Genomic DNA, 18543 nt, shown 5'->3' with positions numbered 1-18543 from the left:
GCTCCGCTCAGCAGGTCACTGCCGCGGAGCCTGATCCTCTCCACGCAGGATAGCACTGATCTCCGCGAAAGCCCGCTCCACGTCGTCGTTGACCACGACGCGGTCGAACTCGTCGCGCGCGGCCAGCTCGGTGCGCGCGGTCTCGAGGCGGCGGGCGACGACGTCCTCCGGCTCGGTACCGCGGCCGGTCAGCCGCTTGACGAGCTCGTCCCAGCTCGGCGGGGCCAGGAACACCGTGACCGCCTCCGGCATCAGGGACTTGATGCTGCGCGCGCCGGCCAGGTCGACCTCGACCAGGACCGGACGGCCCTGCGCCAGGGACTCGCGCACCGGCGACGCGGGGGTGCCGGAACGCTGCAGGCCGCCGTGGATCTCGGCCCACTCCAGCATCTCGCCGGAGTCGATGTGTCCCTGGAAGTCCTCCGGGGTGACGAAGAAGTAGTCCTCGCCGTCGACCTCGCCCGGACGCGGTGCGCGGGTGGTCATCGAGACGCTGAAGTACAGGTCCGCGATGCGCTCCCGCAGGAGGTGGACCAGCGTGGACTTGCCCACGGCCGAGGGGCCGGCCAGCACGACGAGCCGGCCGCCGGTTTCACCTGTCATGATCTACTCGGCGAAGCCGAAGCGCTCGAGCAGCGCACGACGCTGACGCTCACCCAGGCCGCGCAGACGGCGGGTCGGGGCGATCTCGAGCTCCTCCATGATCTCCTTGGCCTTGACCTTGCCGACCTTCGGCAGAGCCTCGAGCAGGGCGGAGACCTTCGTCTTGCCGACGATCTCGTCGTCCTGGGCCTGGTCCAGGACCTCCTTGAGCGTGATGTCGCCGCGCTTGAGCTTCTCCTTGAGCTCGGCACGGGCCTTGCGGGCCTCAGCGGCCTTGGCGAGAGCCGCCTTACGCTGCTCGTCGGTCAACTTCGGAAGGGCCACGGGGTTCCTCCAGTTTCATAGTCGGATGGTTATGCGGCGTTCCGGATCTCTCCGTCACAACCGTCTTACACCGGCACCTCCGCGGGGAGGCTCAGGCCTTCCCGCGCCGCGGAATTGCACCGCTATGGTCCGATGACGTGCGGTAAGTCTAGCACCGACTGTCTCGGTGTCGATCTTGACCGGCCGTTCGCGTCGCTCCCGGCCGATGGACGTCGCGACCGGTGCTCTCGCACCGGCCGCGGCGGGCGGTACCCAAAAGTACCAGGTGGGTCGCGCTACGTGTCCAGCGACGCGGGGGAAAACTCCGCGACGGCCGCGCGCAGCGCCTCCACCGAGGGGCCCGCGGACAGGATCGCCCGCGAGACGTTCGGCCAGGCGCGCGACGCCGCGACACCGGCGACGCGCTCGGCGGCGGCGATGCTCGCGCCCTGCGCGCCCACACCGGGCAGCAGCACCGGGCCGCTGAATCCGGCCAGGTCAGGACCCTCGGCGAGCGTGGCGCCGACCACGACGCCGCAGGTGGCGCCGGGGTGCTCGGCGGCCAGCCTCTCGGTGGCGTTGACTACACGCTGGGCCAGGGTCAGCCCGTCCTGGTCGACGGTGCGCTGCACCTCGGCGGCCTCCGGGTTGGAGGTCGCCGCGAGGATGAACACACCGGCGTGGTGCTCGGCGGCGGCCTCGGCGGCCGGCGCCAGGGAGCCCACACCCAGGTACGGCGAGACGGTCACGGCGTCGACACGCAGGGCCGAGCCCTCACCGAGCCACGCGTCGGCGTAACCGGCCATCGTCGAGCCGATGTCGCCGCGCTTGGCGTCGGCCAGGGTGAGCGTGCCGGCCTCGCGGAAGCCCGCCAGGGTCTCCTCGAGGACGCGCAGGCCCGCCGAGCCGTGGCGCTCGTAGAACGCCACCTGGGGCTTGACCAGGCCGACGCGGCCCGCGAAGGCCTCCACGCAGCGCGCGGAGAACGCGGCCAGACCGTCGACGTCGTCGTCGAGGCCCCAGTCGTGCAGCAGGCGCGCGTGCGGGTCCACGCCCACGCACAGCCGCCCGAAGCGCTCCCCCGCCGCGGCCAGGCGCGCGCCGAAGGTGGCGTGCGTACCTGCGGCCGGGGCGGCCGGAGAGGTCCCGGAATCGACGGTCACAGCTTCTCACCGCCCTCGGCGACGAACTTCGCCACCGGGGTGTGCTCGAGCTGCTGCAGCGGGCGCACGGTCAGCCCGCCGGCGCGCAGGGCTTCGATGCCCTGCACGGCCGCGACGGTGCCCTGCACCGTGGTCACCAGCGGCACGCCGGAGTGCACGGCCGCGGCGCGGATGTCGTAGCCGTCGTGGCGCGCGCCGGCGGAGCCGGCCGGGGTGTTGAGGATCAGGTCCACCTCGCCGTCGATGATGCGGTCGACGATGGAGCGGCCCTCGGCGCCCTCGCGCACCTCGGAGGCCTTGAGCACGGTCTCGCAGTCCACGCCGTTGCGGCGCAGCATCTGCGCGGTGCCGTGCGTGGCCATGATGGTGAAGTCCAGGCCGGCCAGGCGCTGGATCGGGAGGATCAGGGTCCGCTTGTCCTGGTTGGCCACGGAGACGAACACCGTGCCCTCCACGGGCAGCTCGCCGAAGGCGGCGTCCTCGGCCTTGGCGTAGGCGGTTCCGAAGTCGCCGGCCAGGCCCATGACCTCACCGGTGGACTTCATCTCCGGGCTGAGTAGGGTGTCCAGCATCTCGCCCTCGGGGGTGCGGAAGCGGTTGAACGGCAGGACCGCCTCCTTGACCGCGATCGGGGCGGCCAGCGGCAGCGAGCCACCGTCGTAGGACTCCGGGATCATGCCCTCGCCGCGCAGGTCGGCCAGGGTCGCGCCCATCATGATGCGGGCGGCGGCCTTGGCCAGGTGCACGCCGGTGGCCTTCGAGACGAAGGGCACCGTGCGCGAGGCGCGCGGGTTGGCCTCGATGACGTAGAGGGTGTTGTCCTTGAGCGCGAACTGGACGTTCATCAGGCCCTTGACGCCGATGCCGTGGGCCAGCGCGGCCGTCGAGCGGCGCACGTTGTCGATGTCCTGCGGTCCCAGGGTCATCGGCGGCAGCGCACAGGCCGAGTCGCCGGAGTGGATGCCGGCCTCCTCGATGTGCTCCATGACGCCGGCCAGGTAGACCTCCTCGCCGTCGCACAGGGCGTCGACGTCAATCTCGATGGCGTTGTCCAGGAAGCGGTCGACGAGCACCGGGTGGTCCGAGCTGAGCTCGGTGGCGCGCTCGATGTAGCCCTCGAGGCTCTGCTCGTCGTAGACGATCTCCATGCCGCGCCCGCCCAGCACGTAGCTGGGGCGCACGAGCACCGGGTAGCCGATGCCGGCGGCGACGTCGCGGGCCTCCTCGAAGGTGGTCGCGGTGCCGTACTCCGGGGCCGGCAGCTGTGCCTCGGCGAGCACGCGGCCGAACTCGCCGCGGTCCTCGGCGTTGTTGATCGACTCCGGGGTGGTGCCCACCACGGGCAGGCCCTCGGCCTTGAGCGCCTCGGCGAGGCCCAGCGGGGTCTGCCCGCCGAGCTGGACGATCACGCCGGCGACGGTGCCGGAGGCGGCCTCGGCGTGGTAGACCTCGAGGACGTCCTCGAGGGTCAGCGGCTCGAAGTAGAGGCGGTCGGCGGTGTCGTAGTCGGTGGAGACGGTCTCCGGGTTGCAGTTGACCATCACCGTCTCGTAGCCGACGCGGGAGAGCTCGAGGGCGGCGTGGACGCAGGAGTAGTCGAACTCGATGCCCTGGCCGATGCGGTTCGGGCCCGAGCCGAGGATGATGACCTTCTTCTTCTCGGTCTGCGGGCGGACCTCGCTCTCGGCCTCGGGGTCGAGCTCGTAGGCCGAGTAGTGGTACGGGGTGCGCGCCTCGAACTCGGCGGCGCAGGTGTCCACGGTCTTGTAGACCGGGCGGATGCCCAGCGAGTGGCGCAGGCGGCGCACTCCGGTCTCGCCGGCGAACTCCGGGCGCAGCGCGGCGATCTGGGCGTCGGACAGGCCGAAGACCTTCGCGCGGCGCAGCAGGACGGAGTCGAGCACCGGCGCCTCGAGGACCTCGGTGCGGAAGGCGACGAGCTGCTCGAGCTCGGCGAGGAACCAGGGGTCGATGCCGCTGGCCTCGTGGACCTCGGCGACGCTCGCACCCAGGCGCAGGGCCAGCTCGGCGTCGTACATGCGGCCCTCGGTGGGACGCTTGAGGTCCTCGAGCACGGCCTTGACGTCGTGGGCGCGCTCGCCGGCGAAGGACTCGTCGGGGGCGGTCCAGAAGCCGGCCGGCTTCTGCTCGAGCGAGCGCATGACCTTGTTCAGGCCGCTGATGTAGTTGCGGCCGATGCCCATGGCCTCGCCGACGGACTTCATCGTGGTCGTCAGGGTGTCGTCGGCGCCGGGGAACTTCGCGAAGGCGAAGCGCGGGGCCTTGACGATGACGTAGTCCAGGGTCGGCTCGAAGGCCGCCGGGGTAACGCCGGTGATGTCGTTGGTGATCTCGTCGAGGGTGTAGCCGATGGCCAGCTTCGCGGCGATCTTGGCGATCGGGAAGCCGGTGGCCTTCGACGCCAGCGCCGAGGAGCGCGACACACGCGGGTTCATCTCGATGGTGATCAGGCGGCCGTCCTCGGGGTTGAGGGCGAACTGGATGTTGCAGCCGCCGGTGTCCACGCCGACGGCGCGGATGATGGCGATGCCCTGGTCACGCATCTTCTGGTACTCGCGGTCCGTCAGCGTCATCGCCGGGGCCACGGTCACGGAGTCGCCGGTGTGCACGCCGAGGGCGTCGACGTTCTCGATGGAGGCGATGACCACGACGTTGTCGTCGCCGTCGCGCATCAGCTCCAGCTCGTACTCCTTCCAGCCGAGGATGGACTCCTCGATGAGCACGTTGGCCTCGGGGCTGGCGGCCAGGCCGTCGCCGGCGATGCGCTCGAGGTCCTCGTGGGTGTAGGCCAGGCCGGAGCCCAGCCCGCCCATGGTGAAGGAGGGGCGCACGACCACGGGCAGGCCGAGGTCCTCGACGACCTCGTAGACCTCGTCCATGGTGTGGCAGACCGCGGAGCGGGCGGACTCGCCGCCGATGGAGGCGACGATGTCCTTGAACTTCTGGCGGTCCTCGCCGCGCTCGATGGCGTCGATGTCGGCGCCGATCAGCTCGGCGCCGTACTTCTCCAGGATGCCGAGGCGGTCGAGCTGGATCGCGGCGTTCAGGGCGGTCTGGCCGCCCAGCGTGGCCAACACCGCGTCGATCGGGTGGCCCTCCTCGGCCTCCTTGGCGAAGACCTTCTCGATGTACTCGGGCTTGATCGGCTCGACGTAGGTGTGGTCGGCGAACTCCGGGTCGGTCATGATCGTCGCCGGGTTCGAGTTGACCAGGGTGACCCGCAGGCCCTCCTGCCGCAGTACGCGGCAGGCCTGGGTGCCGGAGTAGTCGAACTCGCAGGCCTGGCCGATGACGATCGGCCCGGAGCCGATGACCAGGACATGGCTGATGTCGTTGCGCTTGGGCATTACTTGGTGTCCTCCCGGTCGTTGTCGCCGCGGTTGGGCGAGTGCTTCTCCATCAGTTCGACGAAGCGGTCGAACATCTCGCCGGCGTCGTGCGGGCCGGCGGCGGCCTCCGGGTGGTACTGCACGGAGAAGGCCATGCCGTCGGCGAGGGCGACACCCTCGACGCAGTCGTCGTTGAGGCAGGTGTGGGTCACCCGCGCCGGCCCGAACTCGGAGTCGAACTCCTGGCCCGGCTCGCCCTTGAGGGCGAAGCCGTGGTTCTGCGAGGTGATGTGGATGCGCCCGGTGTCGTGGTTGATCACCGGCACATTCAGGCCGCGGTGGCCGAACTTCAGCTTGTAGGTCTCCAGGCCGAGCGCGCGGCCCAGGATCTGGTTGCCGAAGCAGATGCCGAACAGCGGAACGTGCGCGCGGATGACGTCGCGGGTGACCTCGACCATCTCGTCGGCGGTCGCCGGGTCGCCCGGGCCGTTCGAGATGAACACGCCGTCGGCGTGGTACTTCTCGATGTCCTTATAGGGGGTGTTGGCCGGCACGACGACGGTGTGCACGCCGCGGCGTGCCAGGTGGCGCGGGGTGTTGGACTTGATGCCCATGTCATAGGCGACGACGGTGAAGCGCTCCTCGCCCTCGGCGGGCACCTCGTAGACCTCGTCGGTGGAGACCTCGCGGGCCAGGTCCGCGCCGGCCATCGCCGGCTGGGAGCGGACCTTGTCCACGAGCTCCTCGCGCGGGGCCTCGGCGTCGGCGCCGGAGAAGATGCCGGCGGCGATCGAGCCGTGGTTGCGCAGGTGGCGCACCAGCGAACGGGTGTCCACACCGCGGATGCCGACCACGCCCTGCTCGACCATCGCCTCCTCAAGGGTGCCGGAGGAGCGCCAGCTCGACACGGTGGCCGAGAGGTCGCGAATGACCAGGCCGGCGACCCAGATGCGGTCGCCGCGGGACTCGTCGTCCTCGTCGTTCCAGCCGGTATTACCGATCTGCGGGGCCGTCGTCGCCACGATCTGGCGGTGGTAGGACGGGTCGGTCATGGTCTCCTGGTAGCCGGTCATGCCGGTGGTGAAGACCGCCTCGCCGAGGGTGGTGCCGGTGGCCCCGAAGGGCACGCCGGTGAACACCCGGCCGTCGGCGAGGACGAGCACGGCCCTGCCGGGTCGCGCGGTGGTGTGCGGTTGCGTCACGGTGTCGCCTTTCAGTTGGTTCGTCTCGGTCGGCCGGCTCAACCCGGCCGGCGTCAATTCAGTGTCGGAGTCTGCGTCCGTCGCCGGTTCAGGCATCGGCCTCGGCCGCCAGCGAGTGGGTGACCTTGCCGCGCAGGACGGTGGCGGTCACCCGGGCGTCGAACTCGAGGCCCTCGTACGGGGTGTTCTCGGACTTGGCGGCCAGGTCCTCGCCGCGCACCGTCCAGGGGCGGTGCGGGTCGACGACGGTCAGGTTCGCCGGCTCGCCGACGGCCACGGGGCGGCCGTGGCCGGGAAGGCGCACGATCTCGGCGGGCCGCTCGCTCATCACACGGGCGACGAAGCGCCAGTCGGCCCGGCCGGTGGCCACGAAGAGCTTGGCCACCACGGCCAGCGAGGTCTCCAGGCCGAGCATGCCGGGCAGGGCGTGCTCGAAGTCGCAGCACTTCTCCTCGGAGCCGTGCGGGGCGTGGTCGGTGGCCACGCAGTCGACGGTGCCGTCGAGCAGCGCCTCGCGCAGGACCTCGGTGTCGTCCTTCTCGCGCAGCGGCGGGTTGACGCGGTAGCGGCCGTCGTAGCCGGTGATCAGCTCGTCGGTGAGCATCAGGTGGTGCGGGGTGACCTCGGCGGTGACCGCGATGTCGTGGTCCTTGGCCCAGCGCAGCAGCTCGACGGTGCCGCGCGTGGAGGCGTGGCAGACGTGCAGGCGGTTGCCGTAGTCGCGCGCCAGCAGGGCGTCGCGGATGACCACGGACTCCTCGGCGGTGCGCGGCCGGCCGACCAGGCCGAGGCGTCCGGAGACCTCGCCCTCGTTGGCGGTGCCGTCCTCGACCAGGCGCGGGTCCTCGGCGTGCTGGGCCAGCAGCACGTCCAGGCCGCGGGCGTACTCGAGGGCGCGGCGCATGATCAGCGGGTTGTCCACGCACACGCCGTCGTCGGAGAACATGCGGACCTTGGCGTCCGAGCGGGCCATCATGCCGTACTCGGTGATCTTCTCGCCCTTGAGGCCCTGGGTGATCGAGCCGACCGGGTGGACGTCGCACAGGCCCACGGCCTGGCCCTTGGCCCACACGCTCTCGGCGATGGTCGGCTGGTCGGTCACCGGCTTCGTGTTCGCCATGGTGAACACGGCGGTGAAGCCGCCGCGGGCGGCGGCCCGCGAGCCGGTCTCGATGGTCTCGGTGTCCTCGCGGCCGGGCTCGCGCAGGTGGACGTGCATGTCCACCAGGCCGGGCAGCAGCACTCCCCCGTCGCCCTCGAGCACCTCGTCGGCGGTCTGGTCGGCCGGCGCGTCGAGGGAGGCGATCACGGCGTCCTCGACGAGCACATTGACCGGCTCGCCCTCGCCGTAGGGGCGCACGTCGCGGATCAGCAGGCTGCCGGCGGGGTGGGTCGCCAGCCGGCCCGTGGCCGGCCAGTCAGCCGGCGCACCCGCGCCGGCCTGCGCGACGTCGTCAATCTTGTTCGCGGTGTTCTCACTCATCTCAGGCCTCGGCGCTTTCGGTGGTGGACGGACCGGCGGTGGCCGCGGCAACGTCGCCGCCGTGGGAAAGAAGGGTGTGCAGGACGGCCATGCGCACGTGCACGCCGTTGTGGACCTGCTGCAGGACCGCGGTGTGCGGGGCGTCGGCCACGGCGTAGTTGATCTCCATACCGCGCAGCATCGGGCCGGGGTGCATGACGATCGCGGTGTCCTTCATGCGCGCGGCGCGCTCCTTGGACAGGCCGTAGAGGGCCGCGTACTCGCGGTGCGAGGGGAAGAAGCCGCCGTGCATGCGCTCGGCCTGCACGCGCAGCATCATCACCACGTCGGCCTTGGCCACCTCGGCGTCGAAGTCGTAAGAGACCTCGACCGGCCAGTTCTCCACCGCCACGGGCAGCAGGGTCGGCGGGGCGACCAGGACGACCTGGGCGCCGAGCTTCGTCAGCAGGTCCACGTTGGAGCGGACCACGCGCGAGTGCAGGCAGTCGCCGACGATGGCGACGCGCAGGCCCTCGACGTGGCCGAGGCGCTGGCGCATGGTCACCGCGTCCAGCAGCGCCTGGGTGGGGTGCTGGTGGCGGCCGTCGCCGGCGTTGATGACGTGGGTGGCGCGCCCCTCGGCGTCGAGCTGGTCGGCCAGGTGGCGGGCCGCGCCCGAGGAGGGGTGGCGGATGATGATCGCGTCGGCGCCGACGGCGGTGATCGTCTCACCGGTGTCCTTGAGCGACTCGCCCTTGGCCACCGACGAGGAACTCGCCGAGATGTTGATGACGTCGGCGCTCATCCACTTGCCCGCGGTCTCGAAGGAGGACCGGGTGCGCGTGGAGTTCTCGTAGAACAGGGTGAACACGGTGCTCCCGCGCAGGGTGGGCAGCTTCTTGATCTCGCGGCCCTCGAGCGCGCGGCGGAAGTTGTCCGCCTCGTCCATCAGGCCGATGATCTCCTCGCGGCTCAGGTCCGCGATGTCCAGCAGGTGCTTCATGCGTTTTCGCCTCCCCGGCGAATCAGGTGGACCGCGTCGGTGCCGTCGATCTCGGCGAGGGTGACGGTGACGTCCTCCTCGCGGGCGGTGGGCAGGTTCTTGCCCACGTAGTCGGCCCGGATGGGCAGTTCGCGGTGGCCGCGGTCAACCAGCACGGCCAGCTGGATCCGGCTCGGGCGGCCCTCGTCGCGCAACGCGTCGAGCGCGGCGCGGACGGTGCGCCCGGAGAACAGGACGTCGTCGACGAGCACCACGGTGGTGCCGTCCACGCCCTCCTTGGGCAGCGTCGTGGGCTTGAGCGCGCGGTGCGGGCGACGGTAGATGTCGTCGCGGTAGAGCGTGGTGTCGAGGGCGCCGGCGAAGACCTCCACCCCCGAGAACTCGTGGATCGCGGCGGCCAGTCGCTTGGCCAGCGGCACCCCTCCCGAGGGGATACCGAGCAGGATCACCCTGCCGGTGTCGTCCGCGTCCAGTGCTGTCTTCTCGATGATCTGGTGCGCGATGCGCGCGACGGTGCGGCCGACCTGGTCTGCGTCGAGAATTTCGACGGACTCGTCGGCGCGCTGCGGCCTCTCGCTCATCGTGACCTCCTTCCCCGCCTCTCGGTGCGGTCCTTAAAGGATGTCCCCCGGCTCGGATAGACTCGCGGACCGGAGATGGAATTTGCCTACAGGCGGCCCTCACTTTACACCAGCCGCCGCGGCGGACCGTCCCCGGTGACCTTGTCCGCTCCCCCGAAAGTCGTGCGCCGTGAGCCTGACCACCAGACATCTCGTCCCCGCCGACCGTGCGGCCGTGTGGCGCTGGCACACCCGTTCGGGTGCGGTCGAACGCCTCACCCCGCCGTTCCTGCCGATGACGCCGCTGACCCAGGCCTCCTCGCTCGCGGACGGCACCACGGTCTTCGGCCTGCCGGCGGGCCTGCGCTGGGAGGCACGCCACGACCTGGCGGGCTTTCAGACGGGCCGCAGCTTCGTCGACGTCTGCGTCTCCGCGCCCGTGCGCGCGCTCACCCAGTGGCGCCACGTGCACCGCTTCGCCGACGCGCCCGAGGGCAACACCCGCATCACCGACGAGGTCACCACCCGCGTGCCCGCGCGCAGCCTCGCGCCGGCCTTCGCCTACCGCCAGCACCAGCTCGTCGCCGACCTGCAGGCGCTGCGCCGCCTCGCCGCCGTCGCGCATGGCGGGGCTTCCGGCGAGACTGCCAGAGAGATTGACGACGCCGCGCCGGCCGGCGTCGCCGGTTCCCGCGCCGTGGGCGCGGGTGCGGGCGCAGGGCGCCCGCTGGACCTGCCGGAGATCACGGTCGCGGTCACCGGCGCCAGCGGCACCGTCGGCCGGGCGCTCACCGCCCAGCTGGGCACCGGCGGGGTGCGCGTGGTCCGGCTGGTGCGCGGCGAGGCCGGCGACGGCGAGCGCCACTGGGACCCCACCGACCCGGACGCCCACCTGCTCGACGACGTCGACGCCCTGGTCCACCTGGCCGGCGAGCCGATCATGGGCCGCTTCACCGACGCCCACAAGGCCAAGCTGCGCGACTCGCGCATCGCGCCGACCCGCAGGCTCGCCGAGCTGGTCGCGGACTCCGGGCGCTGCACGGTGATGGTCTGCGCCTCCGCGGTCGGCTGGTACGGCGCCGACCGCGGCGACGAGATCCTCGGCGAGGACGCCGAACCCGGCGACGGGTTCCTGGCCGGCCTGTGCGCCGAGTGGGAGGAGGCCTGCGCCCCGGCGCGGGAGGCCGGAAAGCGCGTGGTCAACGTGCGCACCGGCCTGGTGCTCTCGGGCGGGGCGGGTATCCTGCCGCTCTACCGGACACTCTTCAACACCGGGCTGGGCGGCGCGCTCGGCGACGGCACCGCCTGGCTGCCGTGGATCGCGCTCGACGACCTCAGCGACATCTACGTGCGCGCGATCGTCGACGCCGCGCTGGCCGGCCCCGTCAACGCCGGCGCGCCCTCGCCGGTGCGCGCCGCCGACTTCGCCAAGGCGCTCGGCCGCGAGATGCACCGGCCGTCGGCCTTCCCGGTGCCCGGCTTCGGCCCGGCGCTGCTGCTCGGGCGCGAGGGCGCCGAGGAGCTCGCCCTGGCCGACCAGCGCGTGGTGCCCGCCCGCCTCGAAGCCGCCGGCCACACCTTCCGTTACACCGGGCTGGCCGAGGCGCTGGCCCACGAGCTCGGCGGCGAGGAGCTGGCGGACGCTTAAGTCCCCTCCGCCCTCGGCGCTCGAGCCCTCGCGTACCCTGGGGCGGCGTGAGCGAACAAGTAACTGAGACCCCCACCCCGGTCGGGCCCGACCGCATCGAGGCCGCGCTCCAGGCGATCGGCCTCGAGTACGAGGTCCGCGACCACACCTCGGACCCGGAGAAGAGCCGCATCGTCACCGGCTTCGTCGACACGGCCGTCGCCTTCGTCGTCGACGGCGGCGAGCTGCGCGCCGAGGGCTACTGGCGCGGCGAGGTGCCCGCCGCCCGCGCCGGCTCCATCCTCGAGGTCACCCGCACGATGAACGAGCGCAACTTCGTGCCCGTCCTCTTCGTCACCGAGGGCTCCGAGGACGACCGCCTGGCCGTGTGCGCCCGCGCCCGCCAGACCGTCGGTGAGGGCCTGACCGACGAGCAGATCCGCGACTTCCTCGTCTACTACCTGCGCCAGACCATCGACACCTTCGCCAAGCTGGCCCAGGCCTTCCCCGAGGTCGTCGACTGGGAGGACCCGCACCTCGCGCACGTCGAGGCCGAGGCCGCCGCGGCCGCCGGGCAGCCGGCGGGCGAGAACGAGGAGGACCCCAAGTGAGCTTCGACAACACCACCCTGAACCCGGTCGACCGCCAGCGCATCGCGGAGACGCTGCTCTCCCTCGGCGAGGCGCCTGCCCCGGAGGGCGACAAGGGTGTGACCCTGATCCACGACGCCCAGCGCATCCACGTCCTCGTGCTCGAGACCGTGGTCATCGTCGCCTGCGAGCACGCCGCGGAGGACCTCGAGGTCTCCGAGGCCGAGCCGCTGGCGCTGGCCGCCAACCGCTTCATCTCCGGGACGTTCTCGGCGAAGGCCGTGGTGCGCCGCACGCCGCCGGACGCGCAGAACCCGGAGGCCGGTCCGGTGACCACGCTGCGCACTGAGGCGATGCTCATCGCCTCTCCCGGCGTCACCGACGCCCAGCTGGCCGACGCGCTGCCGAGGATGATTGCCGAGGTCACCGCCGCCCAGGACGAGGTGGTCAAGGACGCCGGCGCGATCATGCGCGCCACGAGCTAGGAGACCCCGGGCCCGGAATGAGAAAGACCCCGTCGCGGCGGGGTCTTTTCACGTCTTCGGAAGGCGCTCGGCGTCAGTGCGCGGTGCCGGGCTCGTGCTCCTCGCCGGCGGGCGCGGCGGCGTTGACGCCGGTGGCCTGGCCGGAGCACGGATAGGCGGAGCCGGCGTGGTGGGGTTCGACGCCCTCGACGCCGACGGCCTCGATGCCGGTGTCCATGCGGACCTCGCCGAAGGGGCCGGTGGTCTCGCCGGTCTTGGCATCGCCCGCCCCGCCGACGGTCTCGCCGTCGGCGGTCTCGTCCGCGACGTCCGGATCCCCGGCGGCGTCGGCGTCAGCCGGCGCCGCATCCTCGTCGGCCGCCTCATCAGCTGCGGCGGCGTCAGCCGGCGCAGTGCCGGCCGCCGCGGCGGCACGCAGCTCCTCGCGGTTGTGCGCGACGTCGTCAAGCAGTGCGTTGATGTACGGGCCGGCGGCGTCGGTGGAGTACTCGCTGGCCAGCTCGACGCCCTGGGCGACGGCGGCCGGCACGGGCACGTCCTCGTTGAACAGCAGCTCCCAGACGGCCATGCGCAGGATCGCGCGGTCGACCGCGGGGATGCGCTCGAAGTCCCAGTCCTCGACGAGGTAACGCTCGATGGCGTCGTCCACGCCGTCGAGCTCCTCGGCCACGCCGGCGACGATCTGCCGGGTGTATTCGGAGACGGGGGCGACCTGGTTCTCCCGGTCGCGCGCCAGCTCGACCCGGTCCTCGACCACCGCCACGGGGTCGAGGTCGCGGGCCTCCGCCTCGAAGAGGATGTCCACGGCGCGGCGGCGGGCCTTGTACCGGCTGCCCCGACGGCGGAACTTGTCTACGCGTTCGCTGCTCACTGTGCTCTCGCCCGGACTAGTTGTTGACGCGGGAGAGGTACTCGCCGGAGCGGGTGTCCACCTTGAGCACGTTGCCGGTCTCGATGAACAGCGGCACCTGGATCTCGGCGCCGGTCTCGAGGGTGGCGGGCTTGGTGCCGCCGGTGGAGCGGTCGCCCTGCAGGCCCGGGTCGGTGTGCTCGACCTTGAGGTCGACGGAGACGGGCAGCTCGGCGAAGAGGGCCTCGCCATCGTGGAAGGAGACCTGGACGCGCATGTTCTCCAGCAGGAAGCGGGCGGCGTCGCCGAACTTGTCCGGGGTCAGCTCGTACTGCTCGTAGGTCTTGTCGTCCATGACGACGTAGGCGGAGCCGTCGAAGTACAGGTAGGTCATGTCGCGGCGGTCCACGGTGGCCGTCTCGACCTTCACACCGGCGTTCCACGTCTTGTCGATGGTCTTGCCGGAGACGACGTCCTTGAGCTTGGTGCGCACGAAGGCCGGGCCCTTGCCGGGCTTGACGTGCTGGAACTCGATGATCTGCTGCAGCTTGCCATCGACCTTGAGGACAAGGCCGTTCTTGAAGTCGGCGGTGGTTGCCACTGAGGGACTCTCCTGACGTGACGGTGTGATATCGGTTTTCGGACTCGAGACAGCTTACACCACGGCCTCCGGACCGGGTCCCGGCCGGGGCGGTGGGCGCGGCACCGCGCGTTCGTGGGCGCGGGCGCGGGCGGCGGCGGCGCGGCCGCGGCCGCGGGCGGCGTCAGTCGATGACGGTGAGCTCGCGCGGGAACTCGGTGATGATCTCCGGGCGGCCCGGGGTGATGATCAGCGTGTCCTCGATGCGCACACCGCCGCGGCCCGGCACGTAGATGCCCGGCTCGATGGTCAGCGTCATGTTCTCGGCCAGGGTCTCCTGCCCGCGCTGGGAGGCGAAGGGTGCCTCGTGGACCTGCCGGCCGACCCCGTGGCCGGTGGAGTGCACGAAGTACTCGCCGTAGCCGGCCTCGGAGATCACGGCGCGCGCGGCGGCGTCGACCTCGGCGACGGGCCGGCCCACGGTGGCGGCCTCGATGCCAGCCTGCTGGGCCTTACGCACGACCTCGTAGATCTCGCGGGAGAACTCGTCGGGCTCGCCCATGACCAGGGTGCGGGTCATGTCGGAGTTGTAGCCGAGGCGCAGCGCGCCGAAGTCGATGGTGACCAGGTCGCCCTTCTCGATGATCCGCTCGCCGGCGCCGTGGTGCGGCTTGGCGGAGTTCGGGCCAGAGGCGACGATCGTGGGGAAGCTGGTGGACTCCCCGCCGTTGAGCCGCATGCGGTGCTCCAGGTCGGCGGCGACCTCGCGCTCGGCGCGGCCCACGGCCAGCTCACCGCTGTCGATGAGCCCCTTGAAGGCCTCGTTGGCCAGGGCGGCGACCTCACGCAGACGGGTCAGCTCGAGGCTGTCCTTGAGCAGGCGGATCTCCTCGATGACCCCGGAGACGGGCACCAGGGTGATGTCCTCGCCGGCGGACTCGCGCAGCTTCTCCAGCTCCGAGACGCTCAGGTAGTCGGCCTCGAAGCCGACGCGGCGCGGCCGGTCCAGCCCCTCGAGCAGGGTGGCCGCGTAGGCGCGGTCGATGACGGCCTCGATGTCCGGGACCTCCTCGGCGACCTGCGTGGCGTAGCGGCCGTCGGTGCAGATCGTCGCCGAGAGGTCCTTGGACAGCACCAGCGCGCCGTCGTCACCGGTGAACCCGGAGAGGTAACGCACGTGCAGCGGGCTGGTGACCAGCATCGAGTCGATGCGCTGGGCGGCCAGCCGCGCGGCGAGGGTGCGCCGCCGGGTGAGGAAGCGGGTGTCGGCGAGAGCCATGGGTTCAACCTCCGGGTTCGTTCTGTCGGACTGAACTCACTCTAGTTCCCCGCCCGGCCCCGGCGACAGACCCTTTATTCAGTTGCTTTCCGACGCCCGCGCCAGCGCACCCAGTGCGGCCAGGTAGCCATAGGTGCCCAGCCCGGCGACGACCCCGCGCGCGATCGGCGAGAGGTAGGAGTGGTGCCGGAACGGCTCGCGGGCGTGCACGTTGGAGATGTGCACCTCGTAGAAGCCCGCGCCGTCGGCGATCTCGGCCAGGGCGTCGCGCAGCGCCACCGAGGTGTGGGTGAAGCCGCCGGGGTTGATGATCACCGGCAGGCCGCGCTCGGCGGCGTCGTGGACGCGGTCGATCAGCTCGCCCTCGTGGTTGGACTGCGCGAACTCGGCGCGCCAGCCCAGCCGCTCGGCCTCGGCGGCGATCTGCGCCTCGACGTCGGCCAGGGTGGTCGTGCCGTAGATCTCCGGCTGGCGCTTGCCCAGGCGGTCCAGGTTGGGCCCGTTGAGGACGAGCACCACGGGGGTCTCGGTGCCGGGGGTCTCGCTCATCTGGTGTTCCTCTCTCTGCGTTGGTGCCTGGTCGGTGCCTGGCCGGACCTAGTCCGTGCCGCCGACCGCGGCGTAGGCCGCGCGCAGCTCCTCCTCGGAGGGGCCCTCGATGCGCGTGGTGCGGCCGACCTTGCCGTCCAGGGCGACGAAGCGCAGGCGGCCGTCGCGGTTCTTCTTGTCGTGGCTCATCGCCTCGCGCAGCTCCTCCCAGCGGCCGTCCCGGTAGACGGTGGGCAGTCCCACGGACTCGAGGATGTCACGGTGGCGCTGGACCAGGGCGGCGTCGATGAGGTCGCGGGCGTGGGCCAGCTCGGCGACGAAGACCATGCCCACGGCGACCGCGTCGCCGTGGCGCCAGCGGTAGTTCTCGCGGCGCTCCACGGCGTGGCCGAAGGTGTGGCCGTAGTTGAGGATCTCGCGCAGGCCGACCTCCTTGAGGTCCTTGCCCACCACGCCGGCCTTGACCGTGACGGAGCGGCGCACCAGCTCCGGCAGGAAGCCGTCGGCGCGCAGGGCGGCGGCGGGGTCCTCCTCGTAGCGGCGCAGGATCACCGGGTCGGCGATGAAGCCGGTCTTGACGATCTCGGCCGAGCCCGCGACGAGCTCGCGCTTCGGCAGGTCGACCAGGTGGTCGAGGTCGCAGAAGACGGCCGAGGGCTCGTGGAAAGCGCCCACGAGGTTCTTGCCGGCCTCGGTGTTGATGCCGGTCTTGCCGCCGACGGCCGCGTCGACCATCGCCAGCACCGTGGTGGGCACCTGGACGACGCGGATGCCGCGCATCCAGCAGGCGGCGGCGAAGCCGGCCAGGTCGGTGGCCGCTCCCCCTCCGAGGCCCACCAGGGCGTCGGTGCGGGTGAAGCCGAGCCGACCCAGCTCGGCCCACAGCCGTCCGATGCTCTCGAGGGTCTTGCCGTCCTCGGCGTCGGCGACGGGCAGGGCGTGGGCGTCGAGGCCGGCGGCGCGCAGGGACTCGACGAGCTTGTTGGCGCGGGCGGCCAGCGGCGGCTGGTGGACCACGCCGACGTGGTGCACGCCGGTGTCGACCAGGTGGGCGGCCACGGCGTCGGTCAGCCCGTGGCCGATGGTCACGGTGTAGGGCGACGGCCCGCGCACGGCGACGCGCTCGAGGTCGCAGTCCGGCGTGGTGCGCGGGGCGAGGTTCTCCAGGCCGGCGAGCACCTCGGTGACCACCTGGGCCGGGGTGCGCCCGTCGGTGCGCACGTGCAGGTCGGAGACCTCGCGGTAGAACTCCTCGCGGGAGTCCAGCAGGTCGTGGTAGTGCGCCAGGGGGTCCGCGGCGGCGAGGATCGGGCGGGTGGCCTCGTCGGCGGTGCGGCGCACGCCCTCCTCGGCGGAGACGTCGATCCAGACGACGTCGTGGTTGGCCAGCATCTCGCGGACCTTCGGGGTGGTCACCGCACCGCCACCGAGGCTGACCACGCCCTCGCGGGTCAGGGTCTCGGCGACCACACGGGCCTCGAGCTCGCGGAAGGCGGGCTCACCGACCTCGGAGAAGACGTCGCCGCAGCTGCGGCCGCGAGCCTGCTCGATCATGGTGTCGGTGTCCGTGTGCACGGTGCCCAGGGCGCGCGCCAGGCGGCGGGCGACGGTGGACTTCCCGGCGCCGGGCGGGCCGACCAGGATGACGGTGTTCGGGGCGCTCATCGGACGGCCTCCTCGTCCGTGTCGGCGGCGTCGGCGTCGGCCGCGGCGTCCGCGCCGAAGGCGAGGCGCTCGTCGACGGCCGCGAGGTAGGCGGCGACGTTGCGGCGGGTCTCGTTGAGCGAGTCGCCGCCGAACTTCTCGGTGACGGCCGTGGCCAGGGTCAGGGCCACCATGGCCTCGGCGACCACGCCGCCGGCGGGCACGGCGCAGACGTCGGAGCGCTGGTGGATGGCCTTGGCCGGCGAGCCGTCGGCCATGTCGATGGTGCGCAGGGCGCGCGGGACCGTCGAGATCGGCTTGAACGCCAGGCGGGTGATCAGCGGCTGGCCGTTGGTCATGCCGCCCTCCAGGCCGCCGGCGCGGTTGCTCAGGCGGTGGACCTCGTGGTCGCCGTCCTCACGGACCATCTCGTCGTGGGCCTCGGAGCCGCGGCGGCGCGCCTCGGCGAACCCGTCGCCGATCTCGACGCCTTTGACGGACTGGATCGACATCAGCGCCTGTGCGAGCCGGCCGTCGAGGCGGTCGCGCCAGGTGGTGTGGGTGCCCAGGCCGACGGGCAGGCCGGTGACGGCGACCTCGACGACACCGCCGAGGGTGTCGCCGGACTTCTTGGCGGAGTCGATCTCGGCGACCATGGACTCCTCGGCGGCCGTGTCGGCGGCGCGCACCGGCGAGGCGTCGATGCGCTCGAGGTCGCCGGCGCCCGGGGTGGGCCCGGCGTAGGGCTCGGAGGCGCCGATGGAGACGACGTGGGAGACGACCTCGACGCCGAGGGTCTCGCGCAGGAAGGCCTTGGCCACGGCGCCGGCGGCCACGCGCGCGGCGGTCTCGCGCGCCGAGGAGCGCTCGAGGACCGGGCGGGCCTCGTCGAAGCCGTACTTGACCATGCCGGCGAAGTCGGCGTGGCCGGGGCGCGGGCGGGTCAGCTTCGCCCCGCGGCCGGACTCCATGGCCTTGGCGGTCTCCGGGTCCTCCATGTCGAGGGCGTCCGGGGACATCACGGTGGTCCACTTCGGCCACTCGGAGTTGCCGATCATGATCGCCAGCGGGCCGCCGATGGTCTTGCCGTGCCGGGCGCCGCCGAGGACGGTCAGCTCGTCGGCCTCGAACTTCATCCGCGCCCCGCGCCCGTAGCCGAGGCGGCGGCGGGCCAGTTCACGGCCGATCTCGGCGCGGTCCACGGGCGTGCCCGCGGGCAGGCCCGCGAGCAGCGCGATGAGCGCCTGCCCGTGGGATTCTCCAGCTGTGGTCCATCGAAGCATGGGCATATTG

General features: G+C 72.0%; 16 protein-coding genes and 1 pseudogene. 3 read left to right on the top strand and 14 right to left on the bottom strand.

What is annotated here, in order from left to right; genetic code table 11:
* Positions 1 to 15 precede the first annotated feature (15 nt).
* The 8 genes from gmk to pyrR all read right to left on the bottom strand — a co-directional run bounded on the left by gmk (position 16) and on the right by pyrR (position 9667).
* Entirely contained in the window at positions 16 to 603 is a 588-nt protein-coding gene (gene gmk, locus QP119_RS08905) for a guanylate kinase (protein ID WP_284775428.1), read from the bottom strand.
* A gap of 3 nt (positions 604 to 606) precedes the next feature.
* A complete protein-coding gene (gene mihF / locus QP119_RS08900) occupies positions 607 to 927 on the bottom strand; it encodes an integration host factor, actinobacterial type (RefSeq protein ID WP_075663753.1) in 321 nt (106 codons plus the stop codon).
* Between the two features lie 275 nt (positions 928 to 1202).
* Positions 1203 to 2069: an orotidine-5'-phosphate decarboxylase gene (gene pyrF / locus QP119_RS08895; RefSeq protein WP_284775426.1), complete on the bottom strand. Its 867-nt coding sequence runs from the start codon at positions 2067 to 2069 to the stop codon at positions 1203 to 1205.
* Positions 2066 to 5437 carry a carbamoyl-phosphate synthase large subunit gene (carB, locus tag QP119_RS08890; protein ID WP_284775424.1) on the bottom strand — a complete coding sequence of 1124 codons (3372 nt, stop codon included), beginning with the start codon at positions 5435 to 5437 and terminating at the stop codon, positions 2066 to 2068. Before carB ends, pyrF begins: the two co-directional genes overlap by 4 nt.
* Positions 5437 to 6621 carry a glutamine-hydrolyzing carbamoyl-phosphate synthase small subunit gene (gene carA / locus QP119_RS08885; protein ID WP_284775422.1) on the bottom strand — a complete coding sequence of 395 codons (1185 nt, stop codon included), beginning with the start codon at positions 6619 to 6621 and terminating at the stop codon, positions 5437 to 5439. Before carA ends, carB begins: the two co-directional genes overlap by 1 nt.
* Before the next feature lie 88 nt (positions 6622 to 6709).
* A complete protein-coding gene (locus QP119_RS08880; protein WP_284775419.1) occupies positions 6710 to 8104 on the bottom strand; it encodes a dihydroorotase in 1395 nt (464 codons plus the stop codon).
* Between the two features lies 1 nt (position 8105).
* Positions 8106 to 9086: an aspartate carbamoyltransferase catalytic subunit gene (locus tag QP119_RS08875; RefSeq protein ID WP_284775415.1), complete on the bottom strand. Its 981-nt coding sequence runs from the start codon at positions 9084 to 9086 to the stop codon at positions 8106 to 8108.
* Complete coding sequence (gene pyrR, locus QP119_RS08870; RefSeq protein ID WP_284775412.1) at positions 9083 to 9667, bottom strand: bifunctional pyr operon transcriptional regulator/uracil phosphoribosyltransferase PyrR; 585 nt, start codon at positions 9665 to 9667, stop codon at positions 9083 to 9085. The genes QP119_RS08875 and pyrR overlap by 4 nt, the downstream gene beginning before the upstream one ends.
* Before the next feature lie 169 nt (positions 9668 to 9836).
* Between pyrR and QP119_RS08865 the strand changes: the two genes are divergently transcribed.
* The 3 genes from QP119_RS08865 to QP119_RS08855 are packed head-to-tail and all read left to right on the top strand — an operon-like array spanning position 9837 to position 12348.
* Positions 9837 to 11294 (top strand): TIGR01777 family oxidoreductase, encoded by a 1458-nt coding sequence (locus QP119_RS08865; protein WP_284775410.1) that lies wholly within the window; start codon positions 9837 to 9839, stop codon positions 11292 to 11294.
* Positions 11295 to 11341: 47 nt separating this feature from the next.
* A complete protein-coding gene (locus QP119_RS08860; protein WP_284775408.1) occupies positions 11342 to 11884 on the top strand; it encodes a YbjN domain-containing protein in 543 nt (180 codons plus the stop codon).
* Entirely contained in the window at positions 11881 to 12348 is a 468-nt protein-coding gene (locus tag QP119_RS08855; RefSeq protein WP_284775405.1) for a hypothetical protein, read from the top strand. Before QP119_RS08860 ends, QP119_RS08855 begins: the two co-directional genes overlap by 4 nt.
* Before the next feature lie 313 nt (positions 12349 to 12661).
* Here QP119_RS08855 and nusB read toward each other — a convergent pair.
* The 6 genes and pseudogenes from nusB to aroC form a co-directional block, all read right to left on the bottom strand.
* Positions 12662 to 13219 (bottom strand): annotated as a pseudogene (gene nusB, locus QP119_RS08850) (transcription antitermination factor NusB); the annotation flags it as partial.
* 16 nt (positions 13220 to 13235) lie between these two features.
* Positions 13236 to 13799: an elongation factor P gene (gene efp, locus QP119_RS08845; RefSeq protein WP_075663744.1), complete on the bottom strand. Its 564-nt coding sequence runs from the start codon at positions 13797 to 13799 to the stop codon at positions 13236 to 13238.
* A gap of 163 nt (positions 13800 to 13962) precedes the next feature.
* Positions 13963 to 15057 carry a M24 family metallopeptidase gene (locus tag QP119_RS08840; RefSeq protein WP_284775403.1) on the bottom strand — a complete coding sequence of 365 codons (1095 nt, stop codon included), beginning with the start codon at positions 15055 to 15057 and terminating at the stop codon, positions 13963 to 13965.
* Positions 15058 to 15135: 78 nt separating this feature from the next.
* The gene (gene aroQ / locus QP119_RS08835; RefSeq protein ID WP_284775401.1) at positions 15136 to 15606 is read right to left on the bottom strand and encodes a type II 3-dehydroquinate dehydratase; all 471 of its coding nucleotides are present in this window, start codon (positions 15604 to 15606) and stop codon (positions 15136 to 15138) included.
* A gap of 48 nt (positions 15607 to 15654) precedes the next feature.
* Positions 15655 to 17271 (bottom strand): 3-dehydroquinate synthase, encoded by a 1617-nt coding sequence (gene aroB, locus QP119_RS08830; RefSeq protein ID WP_284775399.1) that lies wholly within the window; start codon positions 17269 to 17271, stop codon positions 15655 to 15657.
* The gene (gene aroC / locus QP119_RS08825; protein ID WP_284775396.1) at positions 17268 to 18533 is read right to left on the bottom strand and encodes a chorismate synthase; all 1266 of its coding nucleotides are present in this window, start codon (positions 18531 to 18533) and stop codon (positions 17268 to 17270) included. Before aroC ends, aroB begins: the two co-directional genes overlap by 4 nt.
* Between the last annotated feature and the right edge of the window lie 10 nt (positions 18534 to 18543).

Source organism: Corynebacterium frankenforstense (assembly GCF_030211955.1).
Lineage (GTDB): Bacteria > Actinomycetota > Actinomycetes > Mycobacteriales > Mycobacteriaceae > Corynebacterium > Corynebacterium frankenforstense_A.
This window is presented reverse-complemented; position numbering and strand designations above follow the sequence as displayed.